Source organism: Desulfoluna butyratoxydans (assembly GCF_900699765.1).
Lineage (GTDB): Bacteria > Desulfobacterota > Desulfobacteria > Desulfobacterales > Desulfolunaceae > Desulfoluna > Desulfoluna butyratoxydans.
The window spans coordinates 299,632-315,966 of record NZ_CAADHO010000004.1; the positions used below are offsets into that span (position 1 = coordinate 299,632).

12 protein-coding genes are annotated in these 16,335 nt (G+C 58.3%); 11 read left to right on the forward strand and 1 reads right to left on the reverse strand.

The genetic code is table 11. From position 1 onward, the window contains the following. The first annotated feature begins 7 nt into the window (after nt 1-7). The 4 genes from MSL71_RS13480 to MSL71_RS13495 all read left to right on the forward strand — a co-directional run bounded on the left by MSL71_RS13480 (nt 8) and on the right by MSL71_RS13495 (nt 6,136). Nucleotides 8-1,369, forward strand: a complete 1,362-nt coding sequence (locus tag MSL71_RS13480; RefSeq protein WP_180141146.1) for an ethanolamine ammonia-lyase subunit EutB — start codon at nt 8-10, stop codon at nt 1,367-1,369. Nucleotides 1,370-1,383: 14 nt separating this feature from the next. Then, nucleotides 1,384-2,244: an ethanolamine ammonia-lyase subunit EutC gene (eutC, locus tag MSL71_RS13485; RefSeq protein ID WP_180141148.1), complete on the forward strand. Its 861-nt coding sequence runs from the start codon at nt 1,384-1,386 to the stop codon at nt 2,242-2,244. A gap of 191 nt (nt 2,245-2,435) precedes the next feature. Then, complete coding sequence (locus tag MSL71_RS13490) at nt 2,436-3,953, forward strand: ethanolamine ammonia-lyase reactivating factor EutA (RefSeq protein ID WP_180141150.1); 1,518 nt, start codon at nt 2,436-2,438, stop codon at nt 3,951-3,953. Between the two features lie 113 nt (nt 3,954-4,066). After that, entirely contained in the window at nt 4,067-6,136 is a 2,070-nt protein-coding gene (locus MSL71_RS13495; RefSeq protein WP_180141152.1) for a methyl-accepting chemotaxis protein, read from the forward strand. 78 nt (nt 6,137-6,214) lie between these two features. Here MSL71_RS13495 and MSL71_RS13500 read toward each other — a convergent pair whose 3' ends face one another. Next, nucleotides 6,215-7,060 carry a choline utilization transcriptional activator gene (locus MSL71_RS13500; protein WP_180141154.1) on the reverse strand — a complete coding sequence of 282 codons (846 nt, stop codon included), beginning with the start codon at nt 7,058-7,060 and terminating at the stop codon, nt 6,215-6,217. A 994-nt stretch (nt 7,061-8,054) separates the two neighbouring features. Between MSL71_RS13500 and MSL71_RS13505 the strand changes: the two genes are divergently transcribed. From MSL71_RS13505 to MSL71_RS13535, 7 genes are all read left to right on the forward strand, one after another. Then, on the forward strand, nt 8,055-9,008 hold the full coding sequence (locus MSL71_RS13505) for a hypothetical protein (protein WP_246317791.1): 954 nt from the start codon (nt 8,055-8,057) through the stop codon (nt 9,006-9,008). A gap of 1 nt (nt 9,009) precedes the next feature. Further along, on the forward strand, nt 9,010-9,276 hold the full coding sequence (locus tag MSL71_RS13510) for a hypothetical protein (RefSeq protein WP_180141158.1): 267 nt from the start codon (nt 9,010-9,012) through the stop codon (nt 9,274-9,276). Nucleotides 9,277-9,797: 521 nt separating this feature from the next. Then, complete coding sequence (locus MSL71_RS26920; protein WP_180141160.1) at nt 9,798-10,415, forward strand: BMC domain-containing protein; 618 nt, start codon at nt 9,798-9,800, stop codon at nt 10,413-10,415. A gap of 69 nt (nt 10,416-10,484) precedes the next feature. Then, complete coding sequence (locus tag MSL71_RS13520; RefSeq protein ID WP_180141162.1) at nt 10,485-11,984, forward strand: aldehyde dehydrogenase family protein; 1,500 nt, start codon at nt 10,485-10,487, stop codon at nt 11,982-11,984. A 40-nt stretch (nt 11,985-12,024) separates the two neighbouring features. Beyond that, nucleotides 12,025-14,565: a choline trimethylamine-lyase gene (cutC, locus tag MSL71_RS13525; protein ID WP_180141164.1), complete on the forward strand. Its 2,541-nt coding sequence runs from the start codon at nt 12,025-12,027 to the stop codon at nt 14,563-14,565. A 66-nt stretch (nt 14,566-14,631) separates the two neighbouring features. Then, the gene (cutD, locus tag MSL71_RS13530) at nt 14,632-15,564 is read left to right on the forward strand and encodes a choline TMA-lyase-activating enzyme (protein ID WP_180141166.1); all 933 of its coding nucleotides are present in this window, start codon (nt 14,632-14,634) and stop codon (nt 15,562-15,564) included. Nucleotides 15,565-15,644: 80 nt separating this feature from the next. Next, on the forward strand, nt 15,645-16,328 hold the full coding sequence (locus MSL71_RS13535; RefSeq protein ID WP_180141168.1) for a cupin domain-containing protein: 684 nt from the start codon (nt 15,645-15,647) through the stop codon (nt 16,326-16,328). Nucleotides 16,329-16,335 lie beyond the last annotated feature (7 nt).

The following is a 16,335-nucleotide window of genomic DNA, read 5'->3' on the forward strand; positions in this document are numbered from 1 at the left end:
AGTGCGTGTGAATTTACGAAGCCAGATCGGTGAGAAGGTGTTTACCTTCACATCGGTCCGAGATGTTCTGGCAAAAGCAAACAACGAGAAGTCCGGCGACGCCCTGGCCGGCATATCGGCAGAGTCCGCCACCGAGCGCGTGGCCGCCAAGCTCTGCCTGGCCAACCTGCAGCTCAAAGACATCTATGAAAACCCGGTGATCCCCTACGATGACGACGAGGTGACCCGGACCATCTACGACGGCCTCAACACCACCATCTACGAGAAGATCAAGAACTGGAGCGTGGCCGAGCTCCGGGAGACCATTCTCAAGACCCGCCGCCAGGGGGACCTGCTTCACATCAGCCGGGGCCTCACCAGCGAGATGATCGCTGCCGCGGCCAAGCTCATGTCCACCATGGACCTTGTGTACGCCAGCAAGAAGATCAAGGTCTCCGCCCACTGCCACACCACCATCGGCCTTCCCGGTACCCTGTCGTTCCGCTGCCAGCCCAACCACCCCACAGACGCCATTGAAGGGATTCTCGCCTCCCTGAAGGAGGGCCTCTCCTTCGGATGCGGCGACGCCTGCTTCGGCGTGAACCCCGTGGAAGACAACGTGGAAGGCTTTTCCCGGGTCATGCGCGCCATCACCGATTTCAGGGACCTCTACGAGGTGCCCACCCAGTGCGTTGTCCTGGCCCATGTGACCACCCAGATGCAGGCCATGGAGAAAGGCGTGCCCGTGGATCTCCTGTTCCAGAGCATCGCTGGGTCCCAGAGCGCCAACGACGCCTTCGGTATCTCCGTCTCCATGTTGGACGAGGCCCGGGATCTGGCCCTTCACAGGGGGGCCTCCACCGGGCCCAACGTGATGTATTTTGAAACCGGCCAGGGCTCGGAGATCTCCCTGGACTGCCACCACGGCGTGGACGAGATGACCCTGGAGGCCCGCACCTACGGCCTGGCAAGACGCTACGCTCCCTTTATGCTCAATAACGTCTCCGGCTTCATCGGCCCTGAGACCATCTACACGGGCAAAGAGGTGATCCGGGCCGACCTGGAGGATCTCTTCATGGGCAAGATGCACGGCCTGCCCATGGGCATTGCCCCCTGCTACACCAACCACATGAAAGCCGACCAGGACGATCAGGAGATCGGCACCATGCTCTGCGCCATGGCCGGGGCCAACTTTTTCATGGGGGTCTCCGGAGGAGACGACTGCATGCTCAACTATCAGGACACCAGCTTCCATGATGACGCGTCCGCCCGGGAGATTTTAGGGCTCAGGCCGGCGCCCGAGTTTGAAACCTGGCTGGAGAGCCGGGGCATCATGGAAGAGGGCTGCCTCACCGAGGCGGCCGGTGACCCGTCCATTTTCGATAAATAAGGAGAGCAGGCCCCATGAACGAGAAAGCACTGATTGAAGGCATCATCAAAAAGCTGGTGGAAGAGGGCGCCCTTGACTCATCCCGGGCACCGGCCGCCGAAGCGTCGCCCGTCACCCTGCCTCCCCTGGACGAGGTGACGGTGGACAATCCCCACAACATGGCAGCCCTTGAGGCCATGCGAAAGACCACCCCCGCCCGTATCCTCATGGGACGGTGCGGCGCGCGCCAGAAGACCCATTCCCTTCTCCATTTTCAGGCCGATCACGCCGCTGCCGTGGATGCCGTGTTTATGGACGTTTCAGAGGATTGCCTGGCCGAGAACCGCCTTTTTGGGGTCCAGACCGTGGTCAGGGACAAGGACGAGTTCCTCATGAAACCGGAGCTGGGCAAAAAGCTCAGTGAGGAGGGGAAAAAGACCATCCTTGACACATGCGAGAAGGGTTGTAATGTGCAGATTATCGTGGTGGACGGCTTAAGCTCCACGGCCATCGAGGCCAACATCGCCGACACCCTTCCTGCCATGGTCCAGGGCCTGAAAGCCGAAGGCCTCTCCGTGGGCACGCCCTTTTTTGTGAAGTACGGACGGGTGGGCGTCATGGACGAAGTGGGTTCCCTGCTGGGCTGCGATGTGGTGGTGGAACTCATTGGAGAGCGCCCGGGCCTTATCACCGCCGAGTCCATGAGCTCTTACATGGTGTACAAGGCCGGGAAAGAGACCGTGGAAGCCGACCGCACCATTGTCTCCAACATCCACAAAGGGGGCACGCCCCCGGCAGAGGCCGGGGCCCACATGGCCACCGTGGTCAAGCAGATGCTCGCCCACAAAGCCAGCGGCGTGGCCCTTTCCGAAGCCATGAAAGGCAAGGGCCTCTAAGGTTGCGGGTGTTTTGGGGAGACCCGGAAAGTTGCCTCCGGCGGGTGTGAAAACGTCGAAGTTATTTCGGCGGAGCCCGAAACGTCGTGTAGAAGACCTGTTTGTCTAACTTTTTAGCGGTTTGGCCCCGCCAGGGCCGCCGGAGGCTTTTTATAACAAAAACGATTCCATGGGAGGGAGCCGTTCATTTTATGCCCGACAGCCCCAAACTAGCGTCTTTGTATGCAGCCCATCTTGGCGGCGGGGAGGTGTCCGGTGCCGCCGAGGTGGTGACCAGCGTCGGCATCGACATCGGCACCACCACCACCCAGTGCGTCATCAGCCGCCTGACGGTGAAGAACACGGCGCCGGGGACCCTGGTGCCGCGCATGGAGATCACCGACAAGGAAGTGGTCTACCGCAGCGCCATTCACTTTACCCCCATCACCCACGGCAACCTGGTGGACACGGAGGAGGTGTTTCGCCTGGTGGAGGGCGAGTTTGCCCGTGCCGGGGTGTCGCCTTCGTCCATTGACACCGGTGCGGTGATCATCACCGGAGAGACCGCCAAAAAGGAGAACGCTCGCCGGATCTCCGGTGAGCTGGCCGGGTATGCCGGAGACTTTGTGGTGGCTACGGCCGGCGGAAACCTGGAGTCGGTCATCGCCGGGCGCGGGTCCGGGGCCTCGGATTACTCCCGCAACCGCTTTAAGACCGTGGCCAACATCGACATCGGCGGAGGCACGGCCAATATCGGCATCTACCGAAACGGAAAGGCCATCGACAGCTGCTGCATCAATGTGGGCGGCCGGTTGATGCGGGTGGACGCCGCAGAAGGACGAATCCTCCATGTGGCGGAGCCCATGGAGCGGATTCTGGAGGACCTGGGGGTAAGGGCACGTCCCGGCGATCCGGCAGAGCCCATGGTCATCGACATCATCTGCCGCCGCATGGCCGAGGTGGTGGCGTCGGTCCTCCGGGACCCCGAGCCCCGGGGGCTGGCGTCAGACCTTCTTATGACCGCTCCCCTCCGGCTCGACTACACGGTGGACTGCGTCATGATCTCAGGGGGCGTGGCCGACTCCGCCTACACCTCTTCCCCGTGCGACACCCTCTCCGAGATTGCCCGTTACGGGGACATCGGCCCCATGCTGGGGAGGCAGGTGCGCCGGGTCTTCGACGCCGCAGGGGTGGAACTCGTGCGGCCTGCCGAGACGATCCGGGCCACGGTCATCGGTGCCGGGTCCCGCACCGTGGATGTGAGCGGCAGTACCATTTCGGCAGACGACACCTTGCTGCCGCTAAGGAACATTCCGGTGGTGGTCCCGTTTGCAGAAGGGATCCCGGAACAGGCCGACGAGGTCGCCGAGGCGGTCTTTCAAAGCGCAAATCAGTACGAAGAAGAAGAGGCCCCGGAACAGATCGCCGTGGGGATCCGGGGACAAACCTATCTCAATTACCCGACGGTGCAGTTGCTCGCAAAGGGGATCCTGGGTGGCCTGGCACGGTCAGTGCGGGCCGGACTGCCCGTTATTGTTGTGCTGGAGCAGGACAGCGCCAAAGTACTTGGTCAAAGCCTGCGGGCCCTGAACCCGTCCGCCCGTGTGATCTGCGTGGATCAGCTGGAGGTGGGGGAGGGGGATTACATCGACATCGGCCGCCCCCTTGCCGGGGGCACGGTGGTCCCCGTGGTGATCAAGACTCTGGTGTTTGAAACGCGTCAGGCATAACCCGGGTACTTCATGGGAGCTGTCCATAATGAGGGCTTGTTGACTCTGGCGGCTTGTTTTCCTGTTACGTATCCGTGATAGAAATGTGGTTTGAGTTTATTTGAAGGAGACTGATGATGTTTGGAAAAATGGGTCTGCGCGGCAAAATGCTGCTTAGTATTTGTGGGGTGGTGTTGCTCTCCTACTCCGTGAGTATCTCGTACATTACTTACAATGCCTCGAAGATGGCCCGTGCTGAGGCGGAGGAGAAGACCCTTGAGATCGCCTCCAACCACGGCCAGATGATCAAGTCGGAGCTGGACCGGGCCATGGATGTGGTCCGAACCGTGGCCCACTCCCTTGAAGGCATCAAAAAAGGCGACACCGATCCGGATCGGGAGCAGATCAACGCCATGCTCAAGAACGTGCTTCGCCAGAATCCCGACTTCATCGCCATCGACACCTGCTGGGAGCCCAACGCCCTGGACGGACGCGACGCTGAGTTCATCGGTGTGCCGGGCCATGACGACACGGGCCGCTTCGTGCCCTACTGGAACCGCGGCAGCGGGAACATCGAGGTGGAACCCCTGGTGAACTTCGATACCGAGGCCTGGTACCAGGACCCCAAGAGGAGTGGAAGGGAGATTATTACCGAGCCTTATGTCTACCCCGTGGGAGGCAAGGATGTGCTCATGGCCACGGTGGTGGCCCCCATCATGGTGGAAGGGCGGTTTTTAGGCATTGTGGCCGTGGACATCGCCCTGGATACCTTCGGAAAGATGATGGAAAAAGTGAAACCCTTCGGCACGGGATACGGCTACCTGGTTTCCAGCGGTGGCTACATCGTGGCGCACCCCGCAGACGAGTTTGTTGGGAAAAACGTGAGAGAGCTCGTCACGGGCAAGGTCCAGACATCGTTGCTGAGTGCCCTGGAAGAGGGGCAGGTCTTTGCCGTGGAGCGTGAAACGGTCAAGGATGGCCAGATGACCTTCCAGGTGCTGGCGCCCATTACCGTGGGCAAGACCGATACTCCCTGGGCCATCGGCATCGTCGTTCCCCTCTCCAAAGTCATGGAAGGGGCCGTTAAACTCAGGAACACAAGCATCGTCATCGGCCTGGCCGGGTTTCTCATGCTGGTGGCCGTGGTGTGGTTTATCGCCATTGTGCTGGTGGTGAAACCCATCAACGGGGTTGTGGACGGTCTTCGCGATATCGCCGAAGGGGAGGGCGATCTCACCCTTCGCCTGCCCATCAACACCCAGGACGAAATCGGGGAACTGTCTACCTGGTTCAACAGCTTCATTGAAAAACTCCAGCGTATCGTGGGGGACCTGGCCGGTCAGGCAGGCGCCATGGAAGGGGCGTCCGGGGCCCTGCTGGATGTGGCGGGGGATCTTTCCACCCGTGCGGACAACACCTCCGAGCGCGCCACCTCCGTGTCCGGTGCCGCCGAAGAGATGACCTCCAATATCAACGGAGTGGCCGCCTCCATGGAGCAGGCCTCGGCCAACAGCGACATGGTGGCCACCGCCGCCGAGGAGATGACCGCCACCATCGGCGAAGTGGCGAAACAGTCGGAGACGGCGCGACATATCTCGGAGAAAGCCGTTCAACAGGCCGGGGGCGCCTCCACGAAAATGGCCCGTCTCGGCGAAGCGGCCGCCGCCATCGGAAGCGTCACCGAAGCCATCAGCGAGATCTCCGAGCAGACCAACCTGCTGGCCTTGAACGCCACCATCGAGGCGGCCAGGGCAGGGGAAGCGGGCAAGGGATTTGCCGTGGTGGCCGGGGAGATTAAAGCCCTGGCCAACCAGACTGCCGACGCCACCCGGGACATCAAGGCCCAGGTGGACGGTATCCAGGGTATCACCGGCGAGAGCGTCGCAGACATCGAAGAGGTGACCCGGGTGATATCCGAGGTAAATGATATCGTGGGGACCATCGCAACGGCCGTGGAAGAGCAGTCTGTTGCCACACGCGAAATCGCCGCGAATATCTCCCAGGCATCCCAGGGGATCCAGGAGGTCAACGGCATGGTGGCCCAGAGTTCCGGGGTCATCACCGAGATTACCCGGGAGATCTCCGAGGTGAACACCAACGCCGCAGACATCTCCGGGGGGAGCCGCAGCGTCCACGGGAACGCAGAAGAGTTGTCCCAGATGGCCCTTGCCCTGAAGCAGGTGGTGGAAACCTTTAAAATTTAAAACCGTGATGCGTTGCCGCGGCCGCGGCAAGGTATGTTGAAATGATCCGGGAATGCCCAGAGGTCTGGGCGTTCCCGGTTAATTGCGTGATACGTTGATCATGACTTCCGTGACGAACTTGGAGCTCTTTCGGGTGGTCCAGTAATCGGTCACATACCGTTCGTATGATTTTTTTCCCAGCACGTAATTGTGCATTCGGGCCCATTTGCAGATCTTTTCGTAGGTTTCGTTGATGTTTTTGTGGGACCCGATGTGGTAACAGGTGATCATCATCTGCCCGCCGAAGGACATTTTCTCGTGTTCTTTGCACTGCTTCAGTGTTTTCTGCATGATCCGCACGGGCTGGTGCCTGTTCTGGAGCCTGTCTTCAAGCGATGAAAAATTGATCATCACCGGTCCGGTGATTTCGTTGTTCACCTTTTCCACGTAATTGGTGAACTCGATGTTGATGATGGATGCCTCGATGTTGTTGGTGAAGATCTGCTCATGGAACAGATAGTCCGAGGCCTCCACATACTTGACGGCCACTTCCTGAATATTGTTGTCGATGACCATTTCGGCTTCTAAGATCAGGTCATGCCAGTCCTTGACAGACTCGTACTGCCTTCGGATTTCCTCCTGGGCTTTTTTCAACTCTTCGATCTTTGCGTTGAAGGAGCGCTTGATGGAGGCGTAGATCCTGCCGCGGGTGTCCACGGTTCCCTCGATGAAATCTTTCATTTCGTCGAGCTTGAACCCCATCTGCTTGTAGTATTTGATGACAGGGACCGCCAGTAAGGATTCGTTGGAATAATACCGGTAGTTGTTGTTGCAGGAGCGCTCGGACTTGATGAGTCCGATTTTGTCATAGTGCCTGAGCGCCTTTTTGGACACATTGCAGATCTGGCTGACTTCGCCAATGGAATATCTGTCTTTGTACTTCATGAACCATCCTTCTGGCTTGATGACGGCCCGGGGGATGAACCCTCCCATAAGCCCTGACCCGGATCAGCGTATCCTGTCATCGGAAACCGATCCTTCCCTTGCATACCCCGCCCAGCACGGCAGCCTACCCAAAAAAAACGGCGATGTTCCTTTTAAAGGCATACAATGCTGCTATAATCCTGTATACGTCTCCGATGGCACAGGTTACCTGTGTCGGACCGGCGCTGTCCTGAAGGTTCCGAACTCCAACAAAAAATCAGATACCTTCATATGACGGGGGACGCTTTTTGTAGAAAATGATGAAAAAGATGATACCCATGTATCCCTTTTCAGTCAACTGATTGCCGATTTTTAGTACAAAAAAGGTGGATGTTCCCCAGGGGAGGTCCGGCGTGCCCGGAATGGGTCCTTTTTCTTATCAAAAAAGCCTGTGTCCGGGGTTAAAGGCTGTGGAAACCCGTGCTTGTGGTGGGCCGCCGCACCCTTGACGCCGGGAACAACCGAGGGGGGCGTTGCATGCGAAGAGGTCCCAAGGAACTGGGGAAAGGCACCTGCATGCCGGGGCAATGAGCAATTTTTTGGGGAAACATCACAAAAAAAATGCGGTGACATGTCGGGCTGCAGTGCCTCTGTCATGGAGATTCTCTTTATTATACTAGGGTGTCCCGAAGAGATATTTGCCACTTTCGGACCCCATGGAACGGCTCAATTTTCTGGTAAAAAAGGTTTTGACATTCCCCTTAGGGGCACAGTTATAGTCCTTGAAAAGCTGAAATCCGTGTTGATCATGCAGCAGACGTATGTTTTGCGTGTCCGGGTTTATCCAAAAAAGTTTTGGTTTTTTAGGGAGGAAAGTTCATTCATGTTTGAAGCATCAGGTTCACAGAATTTGGCCGCGATGGAGGCCAAAAACAAGATGGCAGCCGATTTTAAGAGAAAGGGCGTGTTGATTGCTCTCTTCTCCGGCTTATGTTACGGATTTTATACTGCTTTTATGACTCTTGGCATGTCCAAGGGGCCCTGGATTGACTGGTACGGCGCAAACACAGCAGGCCTGTCCGCTTTCGCCATCACCTATCTTCTCGGTGCCCTTGGCGCAGCTGTGACAGACTCTTGCAGCGCCTGTTGGTCCATTTTGATCGCCATTATCAGAGGCAAGCTCGGCGACTTTTTCCGTTGCCTGAAAACCAAGCCCGGTGTGGTGATGATGGTAGGCGCCATTATCGGTGGCCCCTTTGCAAGTACCTGTTATGTTATCGGTCTTCAGAAGGCCGGTTCCATCGTGGTTCCCATCAGCGCCCTGTGCCCCGCCATCGGCGCCATTCTGGCCCGATTCTGGTTCAAGCAGGAGCTTAATGCCCGCATGATGCTGGGTATCGCCATCTGCTTCGGCGCCAGCGTCATGATCGCCTACCCCACCCTCGGTGGCGACGCCCCCGAAGGCATGGCCCTTGGTATCTTCTTCGGTTTCCTTGCCGCTTTCGGCTGGGGTTTTGAAGGGTGTGTCTGCGGTTACGGCACGGCCCTCATCGATTCCGAAGTGGGTATCACCATCCGTCAGGTCACCTCCGGCCTCTCCAACTTCATCATCCTCGTTCCCCTTTTCGGTATGATTTCCGGTGGCGGCAACACCGCCGCGCTGGTGACTGAAGCTGTCACCGACGGATCCATTGTCTGGTTTGCCTGCGCCGGTCTTGCTGCTTACGGCGCCTTCATGTTCTGGTACAAAGGCAACAGCATGTGCGGTGCCGCCCTCGGAATGTCCTGCAACGGCACCTTCTCCTTCTGGGGTCCCTTCTGCTGCTGGGTTGTCCTCGGCATGATCTTCGGTCTCGATGGCTGGGCCATGGCTCCCATCTCCTGGATCGCAGCTGTTGTTATGGTTGCCGGTATCTTTACCATTGCCCTGAACCCCCTGGACCTGCTCAAAGGCAAGGAGGATAAATAAGATGAAACCCCTTAACTACGCGATTCTTAAGTTTTTCACCACGGTTGAAGAGGCGTGTGCCGACGATGTCATGGCCGCTCTCAAGGGTGAATACAGCAACTTCAAGGCCTTCAATAAGCCCGACATGATCTCGGCCATCATGACCGCCGAGGCCAACGGCCTCCTTGAGGAGACCCGTTACGAGATGGACGCCAACAACGAGCTGCGCGTCTACTATCGTGCCCACCAGGAAGGGGCGGAGACCATCAACCACTACATCAAGGATTGATGACGCTCTGACGCGTCGGTGGCCTTGGTTCCATCGTCGCGTCGCCGATAGAAGGCTTGAGTTTTCAGCCGGCCCTTAAGGGCCCTGTTCCCATACCATGGGGGCAGGGCCCTTTTTTTATGGCGCCGCAGCCTGCTGCGCATGGCTTTTTTTACGCGGATTGAACAGGGGGCTGCGGCGGGTTTGATGTTACTGCCCCGGGGGGTGCAGGTTTGTTGTGGTGAGGCTGTCCCTTGAGGTAACGCTGGGGGCGACACAAGGGGGCTTTATTGAAATCAAAAAATCAGGCTTTCAGGCAAACATAGCAGCTTTTGTCTCACGAACCGTGAAATGTCTTCTGCGTTATGCTTCATAAAATCAGGGTGTTGTCTGCGCTGATGCGTGGGTTTGAAACTGGCCGGACCAATTTGCGTTTTAGCCTAAAAAACCATTGACTTTCCCCTATGGGGGAAGGGTTAAGGTACTGCCAGCATAGGGCTGAATCGTTCAAAATTAAGGACCAAATCAGGGAAGGGATTTTAATGCGATATTACGGAGAAGAGGCGTTAGGACTCATCGAAACCACGGGCATGGTTCCGGCCATCTACGGCGCCGATCAGATGCTCAAAGCTGCCAATGTTGAATTGATTTCATACGAGAACATCGGCTCCACGCTGGTGACGATTTTTGTGAAGGGCGACGTCGCCGCCGTGAAGGCCTCGGTGGAAGCCGGTGCAGCCGCGGCAAAGGAGATCGGACCCCTGACCGCGCACAACGTCATGCCGCGTCCCATCAGCGCTGTCGGCGACATTGTCTCCGTACACGATGTGGATGCCCAGATCGATGACGCCGAAGACCTTCCCCGGTCCAAGGCCCTGGGCATGGTGGAGACCTTCGGTATCGTGTTTGCCCTTGAAGCGGCGGATGCCATGGTAAAGGCCGCGGATGTGGACCTGCTCGGTTATGAGAACACCGCGTCGGGTTACATCTCCATTCTGGTTTCAGGTGATGTGGGTGCGGTTAAGGCTGCCGTTGAGGCAGGCGAGTCCGCCGTCAAAGAGATGGGCGTCGACCCCCACAGCTCCTGCGTGATCCCCACGCCCCATCCTGCGCTGACAAAAATTACCAGCCAGTACGCCCTCGACAAGCTGCTGCCCTGATTTTGACGGGCTCGGCAGAGGGGACTTTTACGAAAGACGACCATGAAGCAAAGGAGAGGGAGAGACAGCATGACGATCATCGACAATGATTTACTCTCCATCCAGGAAGCACGGATTCTTGCAGAGAATGCGTTTGAAGCACAGAAGAAACTCGCCACCTTTTCCCAGGAGAAGCTGGACGAGATCGTCGAGTGCATGGCGGACGCCGCCCAGGAGCACGCTGAAACGCTTGCCGTGTTGTCCCATGAAGAAACAGATTACGGTTCATGGCAGGACAAAGCCGTCAAGAACCGGTTTGTGTGCGGGTACGCACGCAAGCATTTGAGGGGCATGCGCTGCGTGGGCGTCATCGGTGAAGACCCTCAGAACCGCATGATGGACATCGGTGTTCCCGTCGGTGTCGTGGTGGCGCTGAGTCCTGCGACCAGCCCGGTTTCAACCACCATCTACACGGCGCTCATTGCCGTAAAGTCCGGCAACGCCGTTGTGTTTTCGCCCCATCCCAGGGCGCGCAAGACCATGGGCAAGGTCCTGGATATCCTCATTGAGGCCGCAGAGTCCAAGGGGTTGCCCGAAGGTTGCCTGACCTACCTGGGCACGGTGACAGCTTCCGGCACCCGGGAGCTCATGGGGCACAAGGGCACGTCCCTGATCATGAACACCGGGGTTCCGGCCATGCTCAAGACAGCCTACAAGGCCGGGAAACCCGTGATCTACGGGGGCACGGGCAACGGGCCTGCCTTTATCGAACGCACCGCCGACATCACCCGGGCCGTTGCCGACATCATCGCCAGCAAGACCTTTGACAACGGCATTGTGCCGTCTGCCGAACAGTCCATTGTGGTGGACAGCTGCATTGACCGGGACGTCAAGGCAGCCCTCCGGGCAAAGGGCGCTTATTTCATGACCGAAGAGGAGACCCGGACCTTTGCCGCTCTCTTTTTCCGTCCCGACGGCAAGCTTAACCCCGGGATGGTTGGGGTCTCAGCCAAAACCCTGGCCCATAGGGCAGGGTTTGAGGTACCGGACGATGTTTCCGTGCTCATGGCGGAGCGCAAATACGTCTCCGACACCGACCCCTTTGCCAGAGAGATGCTGTGTCCCGTGCTGGCCTACTACGTGGAAGACGACTGGATGCACGCCTGTGAAAAGTGCATCGAGCTCCTGGTGACCGAACGAAACGGCCACACCCTTGTCATCCACTCCAACGATCAGGATGTCATCTGCCAGTTTGCCCTGAAAAAACCCGTGGGCCGGCTGCTTGTGAATACACCGGCTGCCTTCGGCGGCCTGGGGGCCACCACGAACCTGGTCCCCTCCATGACCCTGGGCAGCGGCTCGGCAGGGGATGGCATTACCTCGGACAACGTCTCCCCCTTAAACCTGATCTACACCCGCAAGGTGGGCTACGGGGTCAGGCGCATGGAAGAGATCGACACCGACATGAAGCACGACGATCATCCCACCCCGGGCACCGTTGCTCATGGGGCAGAGGACAATTTAGTGAATATGCAGACCTTCCAGAAGCTACTGGACGAGGCCATCCGAACCATCGGTGGCGCAAAGTAGATACCATTGGAAGAGGATCAGTTATAAGGGAGGAATACTTTTGGATCTTCATGAATTTTCAAGCAAGCTTGCAGAAGCGACTAAGAACCTGACCCCTCAAGAGCGCGCATCGCTCAAAAAGATGTTTGAGGGCATCTCTTCTGAGATCACCAAGGCAGCCCCTGGCGTTGCAGGTATCGCTACAACCCACGGCCCCGGGATTCCCGACGGCCCCACCGAGCGTCACGCCCAGCTGAGGGAGAATTTCCTCAAGCAGGTGCCCTCCATTACCATTCACCGCGCCAAGGTGATGACCCAGATCGCCAAGGAGAACCCCGGTCTTCCCAAGGCCATCCTCCGTGGCATGAGCTTCAAGCGCTGCTGTGAGACCGCGCCCCTGGTCATCCAGGACAACGAACTCATCGTGGGCTCCCCTTGCGGCTCTCCCCGAAGCGGTGCCTTCTCTCCCGACATCGCCTGGCGCTGGGTCCGCGACGAGCTGGACACCATTGGTACCCGTGCCCAGGACCCCTTCTTTATTTCCGAAGAGGACAAAAAGGTTCTGAAAGATGAGATCTTCCCCTTCTGGGAAGGCCAGTCCGTGGACGAATATTGCGAACAGCAGTACCGCGAAGCCGGCATGTGGGAGATCTCCGGTGAGTCTTATGTCACCGACTGCTCCTACCACGCCGTGAACGGCGGGGGTGACTCCAACCCCGGCTACGACGTAATCCTCATGAAAAAGGGGATGCTCGACATCATCAAGGATGCCGAGGAGAAGCTGACCGAGCTGGACTACGAGAACCCCGAAGACTTTGACAAGATCTACTTCTACAAGTCACTGATCCTCACCGCCGAAGGCGTGATGATCTACGCCAAGCGTATCTCCGATTACGCCGCAGAGCTGGCCGCCAGGGAGACCAACCCCCAGCGCAAGGCCGAGCTGCTGAAGATCTCCGAGGTCAACGCCCGCGTCCCCGCCCACAAGCCCGAGACCTTCTGGGAAGCCATCCAGGCGGTCTGGACCATCGAGTCCCTCCTGGTGGTGGAAGAGAACCAGACCGGTATGTCCATCGGCCGTGTGGACCAGTACATGTACCCCTTCTTCAAGGCGGACATCGACGCCGGTCGCATGACCGAGTACGAAGCCTTTGACCTGGCCGGTTGTATGCTCATCAAGATGTCCGAGATGATGTGGCTCACCAGCGAAGACGCCTCCAAGTTCTTTGCCGGGTACCAGCCCTTCGTCAACATGTGTGTGGGCGGCGTGACCCGTGACGGCATCGACGCCACCAACGACCTTACCTACCTGCTCATGGATGCTGTGCGTCACGTGCGTGTGTACCAGCCCTCCCTGGCCACCCGTGTCCACAACAGGTCCCCCCACAAGTACCTGAAAAAGATTGTGGACGTTATCCGTTCCGGCATGGGTTTTCCCGCCATCCATTTCGACGACACCCACATCAAGATGATGCTGGCCAAGGGATGCTCCATCGAAGACTCCCGCGACTACTGCCTCATGGGTTGTGTTGAGCCCCAGAAAGCAGGGCGTCTCTACCAGTGGACCTCCACCGCGTACACCCAGTGGCCCATCTGCATTGAGATGGTCCTCAACCACGGTGTGCCCCTCTGGTATGAGAAGCAGGTGTGCCCCGACTACGGCCCCCTGAGCCAGTACGACACCTACGAGAAGTTCGACGCGGCCGTCAAAGAGATGATCAAGCACGTCACCAAGTGGTCCAGCGTGGGCACCGTTATCTCCCAGCGCATCCATCGTGACCTGGCACCCAAGCCCCTCATGTCCATGATGTACGAGGGTTGCATGGATTCCGGCAAGGACGTCTCCGCAGGCGGCGCCATGTACAACTTCGGCCCCGGCGTTATCTGGAGCGGCCTGGCCACCCACGCCGACTCCATGGCCGCCATCAAGAAGCTGGTCTTTGACGACAAGAAGTACACCCTGGAGCAGATGAACGAAGCCCTCAAGGCCGAGTTCAAGGGCTACGACCAGGTGAAGGCCGATTGTCTTGCCGCTCCCAAGTTCGGCAACGACGACGACTACGCCGACCTCATCGCCGCCGACCTCGTCAGCTTCACCGAGCAGGAGCACCGCAAGTACAAGACCCTGTACTCTGTATTGAGCCACGGGACCCTGTCTATCTCCAACAACACGCCCTTCGGCCAGCTCCTGGGAGCTTCCGCCAACGGCCGTGATGCGTGGATGCCCCTTTCAGACGGCATCAGCCCCACCCAGGGCGCCGACTTCAAGGGCCCCACCGCCATCATCAAGTCCGTGTCCAAGATGTCCAACGACAGCATGAACATCGGCATGGTGCACAACTTCAAGCTGATGAGCGGCCTGCTGGACACCCCCGAAGGGGAGAACGGCGTCATCACCCTGATCCGTACCGCCTGCATGCTGGGCAACGGGGAGATGCAGTTCAACTACCTCGACAACGAGACCCTGCTGGAAGCCCAGAAGACGCCTGAGAAGTACCGCGACCTCGTGGTTCGCGTGGCTGGCTACAGCGCCTTCTTCGTGGAACTCTGCAAGGATGTTCAGGACGAGATCATCAGCAGGACCATGTTGCACGAGATCTAAGGGGATCATACCGAGACAGACAGACGCATAGGGATTTAAAGCACCATGAGCAGCACAGGCGGAACCATGATTGAACGAAAAGCACTGATATTCAACATCCAGAAATACAACATGTATGACGGGCCCGGCGTAAGGACCATTGTGTTCTTCAAGGGGTGTCCCCTGCGCTGCAAGTGGTGCTCAAATCCTGAAAGTCAAAAGAAAAAGCACCAGGTTCTCTTCAAAGAGAGCCTGTGTGTGAACTGCGGGGCCTGCGTCTCGGTATGCCCCGCAGGCGTCCACAGGCTCTCCCCGGACACCGGTGCCCACGAGTTCGTCAAGGGCAGCGAGTGCATCGGGTGCCGCAAGTGTGAAGAGGCCTGCCTTCAGTCCGCCCTCTCCGTTGTCGGGGATGTGAAAACGATTTCGGAGCTGCTGGAGATCGTGGAGGAGGACCGCTCCTTTTACGAGATGTCCGGAGGCGGCCTGACCTTAGGGGGAGGCGAGGCCCTGATGCAGCCGGATGCCGCGGCCAACCTGATGATGGTCTGCAAGCAGGTGGGCATCAACACCGCCATTGAGACCTGCGGCTACGCCAAGCCCGAGGCCCTCATGAAGGTGGCCGAATTCACGGACCTTTTTCTCTTTGACATGAAGCACATGGACTCCGACCGCCACCATGAACTGACCGGGGTCCGCAACGAGATGATTTTAAGCAACCTGAAAACCCTGCTGGACAACCGGCACAACGTCCAGATCCGGATGCCGCTGCTTAAGGGCGTCAACGACAGCGAAGGGGAGATCCGTGCCCTCATCGATTTTCTGATGCCGTACCGGGATTACAAGAACTTCAAAGGCATCGACCTGCTCCCCTACCACAAGATGGGGGTCAACAAATACAAGCAGCTGGGTTGGGAGTATCCCATCCAGGGAGATCCGAGCCTCTCCGACGCAGATCTGGACCGTATTGAATCGTGGATTAAGAACTCAGATTTTCCGGTGACCGTGGTGAGACACTGAAAAACGGTCCCATGGATGGATATTTTATACAAGGTTGGTAACAGGAACGTGCGCAAATACATGAAAGGGTTGAAAAACACATGAAAAAATTGATTTGTGCGGATGATATCGAAAAGCTGGTGAAGCAGGGGGAGACCACCCTTTGCGTCGAACCGGGGATGATTTTGACCCCGTCGGCAAAAGACGCCGCAAAAGCCGCCAAGCTGACGCTGTGCGAGGGCAAGACCGAAGCCGAGTGCGTCGCGTGCAAGGCCCAGGCACCCGAGTGCTCCGCCGCAGGTGACGCCGCTGCTCCGGAAGAAGAGGGCGAGATCAGCTGTGAAACAATCTACGGGGCCCTTAAAGCCATGATGAACAAGGGGCTTTTGAACGGCATCATGACCGACGGCGCCGCCGCCTCCGAACCCTACTGCGCCGAAACCGGCGGCGGGGTCAAGCTGGTCCGCGGCAAGTCCGTGGCCATGGAAGTCCTCGACACCGGAACGCCCGATGCCAAGGCCTGCTTCCGCGAGGTCGTCGGCGGTGACGACGGCTCCCATATGGGTGCCGGGTTCCTTGAGATCGACTCATCCCGCTTTGAGTGGGTGATGGAAGGGTACGAAGAGATCGACTACGTCATCGAAGGGACCCTCACCGTGAGCATCGACAACCGGACCTTCACCGCCAAGGCCGGGGATGTGTTCTTTGTCCCCTCCGGCGCCAAGGTCGTCTGGGGCTCCCCCGACAAGGCCAAGGTCTTTTTTGCCACCTACGTCGTAGAGTAGAGGGGGT